The sequence below is a fragment of the Pseudomonas syringae pv. coryli str. NCPPB 4273 genome (assembly GCF_000972175.1).
Taxonomy (GTDB): Bacteria; Pseudomonadota; Gammaproteobacteria; order Pseudomonadales; family Pseudomonadaceae; genus Aquipseudomonas; species Aquipseudomonas syringae.
In genome coordinates, this window is record NZ_AWQP01000023.1 from 1 (window position 1) to 13,036 (window position 13,036).

Below are 13,036 nucleotides of genomic sequence, written 5' to 3' on the forward strand. Positions count from 1 at the left end.
TACCTTGAACCGACCAATTTGCTCGCCATCTTCCTGCAATACCGAAACGATACTGCGGCTGCCAGCAGCGCTTCGACTTTGCCCGAATAGCTCATTGACTCGACTGAGCAGACGAACCCGCTCGGCGTCTGGAGCCCGACGCCGCTGGCAATGGTCGTAGTAGCACGAGCGAGGTGTCTCGAACACCTCGCACAGCAATTCGATCGGCTCATGGGCAGCTAGCTGATCGATCAGCGCAAGCGCTCGTGTTCTTCCGACATCAAGAGAGCGGTAGCCTAATGAGATGGTCACCCCCACACCCTGCGAGGGCTAAGCTTTAGCAGGGTGCTTTATTTTCGGAGGACATCATCATGAGCGAGCCAGCGCTGATAGGTATTGATATCGGTAAACATACATTCCATCTGCACGGCCAGGATAAGTTAGGCCGGGAGGTATTTCGCAAAAAATGTTCACGGGCGCAAATGATGCAATTTTTCGCTAGCTCGCAGAGCTGTGTCGTGGCAATGGAGGCCTGTGCGGGGTCGCACTGTGTTGCTCGTCAGTTGGCGGCAATTGGACACACGGCCAAGCTGATTTCCCCGCAGTTCGTTAAGCCCTTCGTCAAGGGCAACAAAAACGACTTTGTCGACGCTGAGGCGATTTGTGAAGCCGCGTCTCGTCCTTCGATGCGTTTCGTTACGCCCAAGACTGAATCCCAGCAAACCCTTTCTGTACTCCATCGGATGCGCGAATCGTTGGTGCGTGATCGCACCAGAACCGCTAATCAGATGCACGGTTTTCTATTGGAATTTGGCGTCAGCCTGCCCAGAGGTTTGAACATCATGAAGCGTCTGGCGGTTGTTTTGGCTGAGCATGAACTTCCGGTTCGTCTGACAATGCTGCTGCAGCGTTTGCACAATCACCTCATCTATCTGGATGAGCAAATCAAGGCAATGGATAAAGAGCTGGCATGCCAAGTGGCCGATGATGATTTAGGTAGCCGTTTGCTGAGCATTCCATGTGTAGGCCCGATCACCGCCAGCCTTCTAGCTGTGGAGATGGGCGATGGCAAGCAGTACCGATGCAGCCGGGACTTTGCCGCATCAGTGGGATTGGTACCCTAAGCAATACAGCACCGGCGGCAAGGCCAACTTACTAGGGATCAGTAAACGCGGCGACAAGCACCTTCGACAGTTGCTCGTGCAATGTTCCAGGGTCTACATGCAGAGACTCGATCACCAGAAAGGAGCCTTGGCCGACTGGGTTCGTTCATTGCTGAGTCGACGCCACTCCAATGTTGTGGCCTGTGCCTTGGCTAACAAGCTGGCGCGAATCGCTTGGGCGATAGCCGCGCACCATACGCAGTACGAAGCAGGGCCAGGCGCCTGATTCGGCAGTTGTTGATGTACCACGATTTACCTTTCAGGTTTTGCGATAGCTGAATAGTGGATGACGTAAACGGCCTATCGGCCTGACGAAGAACCTGTTTTAAAAATTGGCTCAGCAAGAAGCCGTTAGCCTTTTCAGGATCGTTAGGCGCGACTCTCATCATGGCGCGGGTGAATCATCCAATAGACGCCGGATAGATTTAAGCAAGCCAACTACTTCGCCCATGAATCAGCATTGCAAAAAAGGGGGTGACCATAGATTTTTTAAAATGGATTTCTCCCGCTCAAGACGAGCGATCCGCGCTTCCAGCTCCTGAATTTTCTGCTGCTCCGGCGTCAGGGCTTTGCTCTGAGGCGTTACGCCATTGCGCTCCTGCTGGAGCTGGCTCACCCAGCGACGCAGCGCAGACTCGACCACCCCTAGCGAGCGGGAGGCCTCAATGTGGCTATAGCCCTGATCGAGCACGAGGCCTGCGGCCTCACGTTTGAATTCAGCAGAGAAGATACGGCGTTGTTTGGTCATCAGACACCTCTATCTGGCGATATTCTCGCCTAAATGAGTGTCCGGGATCATTAGACCACTACAAGCCGTCGGCTGGCTGGAGGCGAAGCATTAATCGCAGCGGATAGAAATTATATAAAACCGTCATGCGGTATCGGCGGGATATTGCGCTGATATTGATCGGTTTATAGCGGGGGGTCGCGGCGACGAACTAGCTCATCTGCGCATGGAAAATATCCAAGTTGAGGCTGGCACAGGAATAACGCTGAATCTCCCCTGCAGCAAGGGCGACCGTCAGCATCAGGGCACTACTTCCAAGACCGCTGCGCTCAAGACGTTTTTTCCCGTTGATGCATACACTCGATGCAACGCGGATTCGCGGCTTGGAATTCTAATAACGGCTTGGATACCAAATCATTATAAACTATTTCGAATGTAAACACGGAAAGCCTGTTTTCGCTATGCAAACAACATAGGCTAACTTAGTGAGCTGGCGGCGCGCCCAACTTTAACTATTTCCGCGGAGGCCCCATAATATTGAAATAACGGTACGCGAAGGTTTCGGCGTCACACAAGGCAACCTTGCAGCGATCGTAAATATGCACGGGAAAGCCCTCAAACAATGACAGAAATGCTTTATAGTCATCTATTACATAAAACCCCTTATAACTTTTTAGTTCGTAATCAGCTGAAGCCCATAAGCAGCATGAAAGTTTAGAGACTTTTTTCAACTCATCTAGATCGCCACCACTCAGCAAGCTAAATAGTTCAGCAACCATTAGCAGTGCGATCATCCGATGATATGGAACAGCACTGGAAATACCAAAGGCTAGACACTCCTCGTATGTGTATAAATCATAATTTATAGTGTCAGATCCGTGATTCATGACTTCTCTCGCGGCTCCGGCGCATCTTTTAGTGTTTCTCGCGCGCAAAAATATTGTCAGTAGAGTCTCGTATGCTCTGAGTAGGCGCTCTGCGGAAGAAGAAAAATTAAACTCTATTATTCTGGCTTTTTCCTTCAATCGTAACTCAATCCAAGCTTGAGCAGCTAAAGTAATCTTTGTTGGTAGCAGCTCATTTCGAATACCCCCATGACCACGAGTGCATGAAAAACGGCAATGCACGCCATTACTGATTTCAGTAAACGCCCACCAGGATTTATTGCTGTCTGCAAAATATTCACTGCTCAAGGGCACTAAAAGGAGGTTATGGACTTTACAGCATGCGACGAAGCTATAGCTCCATGATTTTTTCCAAGACGGAAATCGATGTAATCTTAGATCATCATCTATGCACTTCGGGCAGTAGTTGCGGCGATGCACATAATCGATAACCATATGGCACGCTGGGGTAAAAAAATAAGCCACGATCTTGATGGGCAACCCAAACTTTTCACAAAACGACTTAGTTACCACACTTTCAAAATCGAAGTCCGGATCAAAAAACCTGCTGTTAAGGGGGCTAGTCCCGTAGCCATACTCGCAGTAATCCGCAACATCTTTCTCAGTAATTTCTCTACAGGATGCATTTAGACCGCATCGCCACAACCATGATGTGAAGGACTCATCATCATGCGCCCGAGGCCAGCCCCTTATTTTCATAAACCACCTCAAACGCAGCTGGATTTATGCACCCTAGAAATTCCAAGGATTTCTCATGGCGGCGCGCATTCCGTCAACAGTAATGAGCTCCCTTCCACTTGTTATCGCATTTATGGCCCCATACCTAATGAGTTTGAGTACATTATCCATAACACCATTAGAGTTTGAGAGGAGAAACTTAACTATCTCTTCAGAATAAAGCTGAGATGGCAGTTTTAGTGGAAGGTTTTCTTCTAAAGAGGCCAGGAACTGCCTGAAACTCTCAGACTCGCTCCAGCGGGGTATGTCGTGAATAAAATACCGGCGAGCTAACTGCGTATCATGCATCAGCGCATTTTTCGCTAAAGCCGTCCCAACGCCTATAACAGATAATTGCCAAGGTTCCCCGGACAGCCCTTTTAAAAGTGAAAGAAACTTCAATTGTTCGTTTCTCAGAGTGATTAACGCGTCGTGGAGCTCGTCTATCACTATTGCCCTTATATTTTGAAAAACTATCCACTGCACTAGCTCGTCGGGGAAAATTCTTTTGGATTTACCACGTCCAGCAGTGGGCACACTCATTGCCGAAAGCAAGAGATCTCGGAAATGAAGGTTGTGTGGATTGTCATTCAGCGCAATGTATACTATTTTCTCTTCCCAATTACGGGACTGCATTTTCAGCTGACGTATGATACTGGTCTTGCCTACACCACCTTCCCCGCAGATAAGCAGACAAGGCGCGAGTAACTGCCGAGGAGATTGGACTAAATTCCTTATCATGTTTAACGCTATTTTTGATTGAGGGTAGTCAATCCAAATATCCTGATGGACAATTCGCACCCTCTCAGCTGACGACAGCTTAAGTAAGTGTCTTTTAGCCTCCTTAACATGGCAAGCATCCATTATAAATCCTCACTAGAAAATGGTTTGGGCTTTCGAGAGTAATCTATGTCGTCGATTTGGACGGCGATTCTGCCAATTTTGTATTGATCCTCCTCAGAATCATCGAGAGTTTGAAGGTATTCTTTGTATTCCGCAGTAGCCGCTTCTTTCTTTCTGGCGCGCTTCGTTTCAGATATTCCCGTTTTCACCAAAGTATCTGCCTGGTTTTTCAGGCCAAAAACAAATGCAGAACCTGCAGAACCTGCAGAACCTTCTTTGTCCAGCCGATATCTCGAGATCTTGGACTCCTCCAACGTGCTATCTGCCTTAGTTACGTCACTGAAACTCGCTTTTACATAGTTTCCTCCAAGCCAAACCCATACTGAAGCAATAGAAAGAGGGTCATATTTTACAAGCTGCTGCTTAAGACCAATATAAGGCGACAAACCAGCAGACCAATAATATTCAGTATTAAACTCAACTCCTCTGGTCGTAATTGCTCGACGAACTTCCGGCAAGAAATCCAACCTAAATCTTAGTGGATCTTGCAAGATAGGAGGATACTTAACAACATCGCCGGAGCTGTAGTATTCCAACCACACATCTTTTGGACTCTTGCGTCCCTTATCCAATCCTCTATGCGGAGTTGAATGATACATAACAACTTCAAGCGCAAACCACTTATAGAACTCTTTTAAGGACAAAGCAGACGCTTTTTCACTATTATACCCTTTTCTCTTTTGTGTATTAGAAAAAGTAGTGCCCGGCAGAAAATGCACCTTGCTCGTCATCATGGTGCCTATAAAACGCTCCACGGTCCCCCCGTAATGTTTTCTTCCTAAAGGCCTAAATTCTGTTTTAACATCATGTATAGCACAAGCCCGTTCCAATTTTGCACTTCTAAATTCCTTAGCATTATCCATATGCAGTATGCTTGGCAGACCAAAAAATGGGTAATGCTCTGGATCTAGGCCAAGACTATTCATAAAGTGATTTTTTTGGAATGCTGCATGACATAGAGCTGTTGCTATTGATATCGAGGAAGGAGCGTTAAAACCTATATAGTAACCCAGCAACACACGGCTATATGTATCGATGATTACGGTTAGCCATGGCCTGCCAATCGGTTTGCGCGTTTTATGGTCACAGAGTATTATGTCGATAAGGGTATGATCTGCTTGTGCAACTTCTAGAGGCTTGACCACAGTGCGCTTGCCAGGCTTGGCCCCGAACTGCTGATTAGCCGCTTCAGCTCCGTATTGGAGCGCGCAAGCCTCCCTAGGTGACAGAGATTTAATTCGAGCTGATACCAAGCTTTTACTCGGCGGAGGTATTCCTATCCTATCGCACTCGATACATATTTCTTGATAGGCTTTAGCTGGCGTGATCTTTCTGCCAACTCTCCTTCTTTTAAACACGGTGGTTAATATTTTTTCAATCTGCTCAGAGATATAAAGGACACCAGCTTTACGGCCACGCTTGCGTCTAAGCATGCAAACCACGCCAATTTCCGGGTCATACAATTTCAAAAGCTGGTAAAATCTTGGCATGCTTATCTCTAGGCGCGCACATATTTCAGCCTTCGTGAGCTTGCCAGCAATAAACTGCGCTATAAGCTCATAACGCTCGGCCGCGAACTGTATCTCTAAAGGAGTAGCTTCATCTAAGCTTAACAACGTTTTAGCATCAAATAGTGGCTCGCCCGATGCGTCAGTGCTTGGAAGCAAATTTACATCATGGAGAGGCACGCGTAACGAATGCCCATCAAATCGTCTTAAAAGCTCAACGTGGGAATTCTCGAGACATTTGGTTATCGTAGCCAATTGCCCCTCATACAGAACCGTTAACCCTGCGTGGATCTCTGTACGCTTCATAGTCCACCTGCGACTCTGCCGTATGTGAGTTGACTTAAGAGTAGTCAAAAAGTAGAAAAACGCAGAACGAGCGGAGAGAATATTACCTTTTAAAAAATTCTAATGATAATGGTTATATATATCAAAGACTTAGCGCTTTATAATCTTTGAAAAATCCTCACAACTAAACTAAATTACCGTTTATGTCGCCGGTCATTTATTAATGGACAGCTGCCGTCAGGTAATAAGCCGTTGATTCTGCTAGACAAATACAGCTTGTGCAAAAATGCGTATTCCAGATTTGGGCGTTAATCGCCGGAATCCTGTGCTAGGATGTCGGTGAATTCCCTAATGCAGGGCTTTTCCACCGATTAACGATCCAAGCCCCGGTGAACTCCAGCGATTAATAACCATGGCGCTTCACCATTTTCAACGTAAACCCGTTGATTCCTCTGGCTTACATTCCACGTCTGAATCTGTGAAACCTCGTTTCTGAAGCAAACCGTTCGGGCTCAGGTTAGCGCCACGGTCGTTTATCACCGGAAAAAGCGCCTAATTTGAGGAGAATTCCATTGAATAACGATCATGGCGCTCTGCCAAGGCCACCGAATAGTGACCATGACTCTTAGCCTGCATAGCAGGAACTTCCTGTTTAACAAGGTTTTCCTGGCGTTTCCTGAAGCTGCCAGCCGATACCAAAGGCAAACGGTTTGACGGTGATTTGCCCATTTGGTCATTAATTCGTGGACTAATTACTCTGATCTCTGCAGCCAATATGCATCTGTGCGGCTTAATCCACCGCGGTTTACTACAGCGTGCCGCGGTGGCGCCTATCGAAATCTCAATCGCATCGCCGCTACGTGCAAACGCCCCCTGTCGCCCCCAAGCTCAATCTGGCCAGTAGTCTCGAGGTTGCGATGCTGGCGCATTCCAAGTTTGCCGATGGTGTCACTAACGTGTGGTAATCCATACATCGTCCAACCCACAGATCAACCAGATCGCAGTCTAAGTGGGCGATGACCGGCTCTCCGGGATGCTCATCCACCGCCGCCGCGGGGTATCCCCCACCGGGAAATACGTGATGCAAAGTGGGGAATGGTCAGTCGGATGAAAGCGTCGGCGTGCTTGGCCGGCAAAGTAGAGCCGATCAATGTGCAGGATCTCTAGGAGGGCGATTTGATCTGTGCAATATCCGATAATCCCCAGACCCGGATATTGCATAGCCCGGTGTTTGCTAGGATCATGTCAGTCCTTTCATCTGCCTGCTCAAACTAATTTTATGCTTGTGCCTTCCATGCCACATCCGCTGTTTGAAACCTATGCGCGATTTGGCGAGCTCAATTTCAGTTCTCTAAAAGAAGAAAGTTCTGCCGTCACCCAGTATCTCGGGCAGTTTCCAGAGCACATCCAGGCGCTCGACGGCTACCGCTCCGTTCGCAGTTTCCTGAAGTCTTACGCGGGCAACGAGGCTACGTTCAACTCTTATCGTACCCACGTCGAGCGCCTGCTGCTGTGGACGCTGCTCAAGGCGCGAATCCCTTTGCTGGAAATGCGACGCACACATGCTGAAAGCTTCATGGAATTCTGCCTGGCGCCGGATCCCGTCTGGGTCGGGCCAGTGGTCAAATCCCGCTTCAACCGCGTCGGTGCGCGCAAGAAAACCGCGACCGATACGTACGTGGTAAACCCCGATTGGCGGCCGTTCAATCAGACAGTCTCCAAGGAAGAACGCAAGCGCGCCAAGGAGCGGAACCGCCCCGCTCTGCCTGACGCCTACAAGCTTGCCCAAGGCTCCATCGCGCAGATCTTTGCGGTGTGCGGCAGTTTCTTCCAGCATTCGATCGACGAAGGATTCTGTGAGCAAAATCCGTTTCGGGCAGTCAAGCAGAAGAGCAAGTACAAACAGCGCAACACCGATGACCAAGACACTCGGATTCTAACTTCATTGCAGTGGGACTTTGTGCTGGAGACTGCAGAGAATCTGGCTGCTGAGGACCCTCGATATGAACGCACGCTGTTCATTGTGGCAACGATATTCGCTATGTATTTACGGGTTTCCGACCTTGTCGGGCGTGATAACTGGCAACCGACAATGGGCGATTTGCGAAAGGACAGCGCGGGCAACTGGTGGTATCACGTGGTGGGCAAAGGCAACAAGGCCGGCAAGATCAGCGTGCGCGACGATTATGTCGAGAATTATCTGAAGCGCTGGCGGCTGCATCAGGGACTGGCCCCCCTGCCCGGTTTCCGCGAAACCACGCCGCTGATCGCAACTCAGCGTGGCCGCGCCGGGCTCTCTGATCGGCATATTCGTGTGCTGCTTCAAGAAGTGTTCGATCGGGCACTGGCACGCATGCAGGACGAAGGCTGGCCGGATGAAGACGTCGGCCGCTTGCGCGCCGCCTCACTGCACTGGTTGCGGCACACCTCGGCGACCTTCGATGCGCCGCATCGGGACATGAAGGATCTCCAGGTGGATCTGCGCCATAACAGCCTCAGTACTACGCAGAACGTCTACTACAACTCAGAAGATGAGAAACGGGCGTATTCGGTAAAGCGCCTGCCGATGAAAGAGCGCTGAGGCCATACGCTGGCGCTCAGAGAATCTCTCAGCGCCTTGCTAACCAAGTTGGCATCGTTGGTCAGATAAACCCCCAGCCCACGACTTTGCGGGCGAACAGATCAACGACTACTGCTAGGTGAACCCATGATGGCACCCACGCGGCCCATGCCGATCGCCCAGCCGGTAGCAGTTGCTCTCAGTGCCGTGGAGTACGCCGAAACGACCAGATAATTCAGCGCCAGCTGCTGCCCTCCTACGCCCACGCCAGCCAGAGCGACGCAGACAAAGACCAGTTGCCAGTGACTCCCCGCGTAACTCAGCCCAAGGCGTGCCACCATGCCGACAGCCAGTAGCCACAACAATACCCGGCGCAGGCTCACACGGGGCAAGAGGATCGACAGCGGTAAGGCGAAAACGATGAAGGCAGCGTTCACTGTTACCGTAGCAATTGGGGCCTGGATAGCGCTCAGGCGCAGTTGTTTAAGCACGGGCGGCAACCAGGATAACAACATGAACCACGCTACCCAATTGAACAGGTACGTCGCCCAGATCGCTAGGGTGATTCGACGTAATGTAGGCGCCAATAACACGCCGACAGCGCCGCGCTCGACAGGCTCGTCAACCACAAGCGCGGCGGCGCAATCTCGTTCAATGCCGAGAAGACGTCCAACTTGGTCGGCCGCTTGGGAGGCGCCCTTGCGAGTGATCAGGTACTGCGTCGACTCGGGTAATCCGAACAGCAAGACTTAAACCAGCATTGCAGGTGTCAGCCCACCGACGATGAGAGTTCCTTCCCAACCGATAAGAGGTAACGCGCGCGAAGCAAGAAGGCCGCCAAGCATCGCCCCTGCGGGCAAGACTAGCAGGATGCCGGTGACGGCGCGGCGCCTCGATGGCAAGTAGGTACGTACTCGCTCACAAGAGCAAGCATTACCGGCGTTGCTCCGCCCATGCCCAGTCCGGCAATGAAACGTAGGACGAGGATGGATTAAGGTCGCAGGTCCAAGCGGTGACCAGAATGGTCAGACTGAACCACACGACTGCTCCAACTACCACCGGCCGACGACCGAAACGGTCTGCCAGCGTGCCCAAGAGCATCGCGCCTAGTGCCATACCGATCACCCCGGCTGTCATTTTTGGAACCAACGCCGTGGGGGCCAGAGAGAAATTCGCGAGCATAGCAGGGCCGGTATAAGCGATGGCCGGGGTGTCGAAACCATCGAATAGTGCGACAAAAAAGCAAAGTGCAAGCACACGCACTCGCAGTGCGACAAGCGGGCGCTGGTCAATCAGCGCGCGGGGGGGTATTGCGGCATCCAAGGCGGCACCCTCAGCGTGTATTGGGACTATTGGTACGCCTGGAAACTATAAGAAAATTGCACGACAGGTCGAAATACATTTTGTATGGATGTCGATACCCACAAGGCATCACGTACAAATGGCCAGTCATGCGTGACTGACTACGCACTGCCCCATAACAAGAGCCTATGGATCAGGACGGTTGCGCCATGTCAGCGCCGCCATGGCTGAGCTCTTTCGTATCAGCCATGACCACGAACCTGGCAATCCAGAGAGAAGCAGCCCCGACTTATGGCCGGTCGATGGCTAAAGCCACCCCTTGGCCGCCGCCAATACAAAGCGTTGCAAGGCCTTTTTTCACGTCCCGGCGGATCATTTCATGCAGGAGCGTGACCAGTACACGACAGCCAGAGGCACCGATCGGGTGGCCCAGAGCAATTGCACCGCCATTTACATTAACCTTCTGCATGTCCCAGCCTAGCTCTACAGAGACCGCTAAAGCTCGGGCGGCAAATGCTTCATTGGCCTCGAACAAGTCCACATCGCGGAGCGCCCATCCCGCTTTGCCCAGGCACCGTCGCGTCGCAGCTACTGGCCCGATGCCCATCATAGCCGGGTCTACCCCGGCATTTGCGTAGCCAGCTATGCCTGCAGCACCGGGACTCTCAGGGCAGCGGCTCTCTCAGCGCTCATAAGCATGACGGCCGCGGCGCCATCGTTGAGGGACGAGGCATTTCCTGCAGTAACAGTGCCCTCCTTTTTGAAGGCAGGCTTGAGTTTGGCTAGCGCCTCGACCGTAGTGCCGGGACGCGGTTGCTTATCGTCGATGAATTGCACTGGGTCGCCTTTACGCTGTGGCACACTGACGGGGACAATCTCGCTGCGAAACCGCCGCGATTCGATTGCTTCAGTAGCCTTGTGTTGGGAGGCGGCGGCGAAGGCGTCCTGATCTTCTCGGCTAAAGCCATATTTCTCGACCATGTTTTCAGCCGTTACGCCCATGTGATAGTCATTGAACGCGTTACGCGCCCCAGGTAGTACATACCCTGCCAGGCTCATGCTTTCCCGCCCGCCCGCCCGCTATGATGATGTCCGCATCGCCGCAACGGATAGCCTGGGCGGCGAGATGCGCTGCCTTCAAACCCGATCCGCGTACCTTGTTCAAGGTCATTGCGGGCACACCATGGCAATGCGCTGGGGGTCGTCGGAGTTACATTGACCCTTCCACTGGACACAGATGTACTGAAGATACGCGAACTACTGATTCAGGCCTTCAGCGAGCACGAGGCCATCCTCGACATTTCACCTCCATCGGTTTCGTTCAAGGACCTGACCAACTCAGGTTTGATCATCAGCGTCAGCGGTTACGTTAACAGTCCACGCTCTGTGGGGGGAGCGAGAAGCGACCTGCTGTTTACTATTCTGGGTCGCCGGCGGGAACTGGGCATTACACTGTCTACGCAGCCGAGCATAGTGCTGCTCAATGAAACGATGGACAAAGAGCACTCCGAACGGTAGGGACAGCTTCGACTAGGGCTAATGGCCAGAACAGGTGATGCAGGCACCTGCTCTGGCCCCGGGTCGATCAAAAACTCCAGGTAAATAAATGGTCGCAGAAGCTAATGCCACGTATCAGATCATAGGCACCTGCCATGACGGGTATTGGCCAGCCGGCCGGCTCACAGGAGCCACCAGGTGTAGGTCAGAATCAGCCTGTTTTCATCGATGTCGCTGCGATAGTTCGACCGCGCCATGACGTTTCGCAGCCGTACACCCAGTCCGCTCAAGGTTCCGCTTCGAAATGCATAGCCAATGTCCAGGTCCCGTTCGGGTTCTCGACCTTCGTAACCGGCACCCGTAGTGACATTGTTGCCCGCGATATAACGGACCGTCGTTGTGAGACCAGCAATGCCCATCGCTGCAAAGTCATAGTCATAGCGGGCTGCCAGGAACGCTCGTCGGTGTATGCAAACTCGTAAGTCGGCACTTCGTTACCCAGCGGGGTAATATTGGCGAATACGCTTGGAAATGCACTATCGCCGTAAATTGCCTGGTAGCCTGCGTACAAGGTGTGACCTCCACGCTTGGCCGACAGCAGTGAGAAGAATGCCTGGTTATCAATCCTCCCCAGCTTTTCACTCCCGTTCTCGCTGGAGTCGAAGTAACCGAGGCTGGCACCTAGAACCCAGTCGCCAAGTGGCTGACTGTGCTTGAGACCAATGAAGGTCTGCGAATAGATGTCGGTCAGCCGGCTGTGCTAAAGGTTGATGCTGGTCTGTTTCCTGTTAAAGCTGTACTCGCCGCCAAGGTAGTCAAAAGCATCGCTGTCGGCCTGTCGTTGCGGCACATGCCCAAGCATGGCAACCATTTTTTCGTCCCCGGCTTCGTTGCGCAGGCTGGTCGTGGTCAGGTGACCTGCCTGCATGTTAATGCCACTTATCTCACTGGAACTTACGCTCACGCCCTGATAGCTCGGCGGCAGCAAACGAATGTCGCTGAAGGTCAGCACCGGAAGATTGGGCTGCAACTCTCCAACCTTGAGTTCGGTTTTTGAAACCTTTGCTTTAAGAGTTATCCCGAGACGGCTGTAATCATCGGCCGCACGACCATCGCTGTTGATCGGCAACAAACCGGTATTAACCCGGTCGGGGCTGCTGTCGAGCTTCAAGCCCGCCATCCCGAGCGCATCAACGCCAAAGCCTACTGGCCCTGCTGTATAACGTTAGAATAAAACTCTGTCCCCATTCCTCTGCTCTGGATTGCGGATTAGTGCCTTTGATCTCGGAGTAGTCGCGACTGAAATAATAGTTACGCGCCTGCTGGGTGGCGGTGGATTCCTCGACAAAGCCCTTATCTATCCTTGAAGCGGCAAATGGAACGCCCGGGACTGAAAGCCATAGACGCTGTATGGTCTGCTGATTCATGTCGTCGCTCTTATTTATTGTTATCGACAGCTATCAGCCCGGCACTAGAACGCCCGGGCTTGA

At 51.7% G+C, this 13,036-nt stretch carries 6 protein-coding genes and 6 pseudogenes; 3 read left to right on the forward strand and 9 right to left on the reverse strand.

Going from position 1 to position 13,036, the window contains the following annotated elements; all coding sequences use genetic code 11:
- Positions 1-276: pseudogene (locus P406_RS27555) on the reverse strand (IS3 family transposase); the annotation flags it as partial.
- Between the two features lie 74 nt (positions 277-350).
- Here P406_RS27555 and P406_RS11545 point away from each other — a divergent pair.
- A pseudogene (locus P406_RS11545) lies at positions 351-1,368 on the forward strand (IS110 family RNA-guided transposase).
- Between the two features lie 261 nt (positions 1,369-1,629).
- On the opposite strand, the pseudogene P406_RS11550 reads toward P406_RS11545, so the two are convergent.
- From P406_RS11550 to P406_RS11565, 4 genes and pseudogenes are all read right to left on the reverse strand, one after another.
- Positions 1,630-1,890 (reverse strand): annotated as a pseudogene (locus P406_RS11550) (transposase); the annotation flags it as partial.
- A 491-nt stretch (positions 1,891-2,381) separates the two neighbouring features.
- Positions 2,382-3,473 (reverse strand): TniQ family protein, encoded by a 1,092-nt coding sequence (locus P406_RS28845; RefSeq protein WP_156174827.1) that lies wholly within the window; start codon positions 3,471-3,473, stop codon positions 2,382-2,384.
- 33 nt (positions 3,474-3,506) lie between these two features.
- Entirely contained in the window at positions 3,507-4,355 is an 849-nt protein-coding gene (locus P406_RS11560) for a TniB family NTP-binding protein (RefSeq protein WP_046236249.1), read from the reverse strand.
- The gene (locus P406_RS11565) at positions 4,355-6,208 is read right to left on the reverse strand and encodes a TnsB C-terminal domain-containing protein (protein WP_046236250.1); all 1,854 of its coding nucleotides are present in this window, start codon (positions 6,206-6,208) and stop codon (positions 4,355-4,357) included. Before P406_RS11565 ends, P406_RS11560 begins: the two co-directional genes overlap by 1 nt.
- Positions 6,209-7,472: 1,264 nt before the next feature.
- Between P406_RS11565 and P406_RS11570 the strand changes: the two genes are divergently transcribed.
- A complete protein-coding gene (locus P406_RS11570; RefSeq protein WP_024642949.1) occupies positions 7,473-8,768 on the forward strand; it encodes a tyrosine-type recombinase/integrase in 1,296 nt (431 codons plus the stop codon).
- 101 nt (positions 8,769-8,869) lie between these two features.
- Here the strand turns inward: P406_RS11570 and P406_RS30245 are convergent, their stop codons facing one another.
- The 3 genes and pseudogenes from P406_RS30245 to P406_RS29950 form a co-directional block, all read right to left on the reverse strand.
- Positions 8,870-9,262: an MFS transporter gene (locus P406_RS30245; protein ID WP_370737600.1), complete on the reverse strand. Its 393-nt coding sequence runs from the start codon at positions 9,260-9,262 to the stop codon at positions 8,870-8,872.
- 418 nt (positions 9,263-9,680) lie between these two features.
- The gene (locus P406_RS26780) at positions 9,681-10,070 is read right to left on the reverse strand and encodes an MFS transporter (RefSeq protein WP_050586788.1); all 390 of its coding nucleotides are present in this window, start codon (positions 10,068-10,070) and stop codon (positions 9,681-9,683) included.
- A gap of 268 nt (positions 10,071-10,338) precedes the next feature.
- Positions 10,339-11,232: pseudogene (locus P406_RS29950) on the reverse strand (acetyl-CoA C-acyltransferase); the annotation flags it as partial.
- A 2-nt stretch (positions 11,233-11,234) separates the two neighbouring features.
- Here P406_RS29950 and P406_RS11585 point away from each other — a divergent pair.
- Positions 11,235-11,567: pseudogene (locus tag P406_RS11585) on the forward strand (DUF3772 domain-containing protein); the annotation flags it as partial.
- A gap of 161 nt (positions 11,568-11,728) precedes the next feature.
- On the opposite strand, the pseudogene P406_RS11590 reads toward P406_RS11585, so the two are convergent.
- Positions 11,729-12,973 (reverse strand): annotated as a pseudogene (locus P406_RS11590) (OprD family porin).
- Between the last annotated feature and the right edge of the window lie 63 nt (positions 12,974-13,036).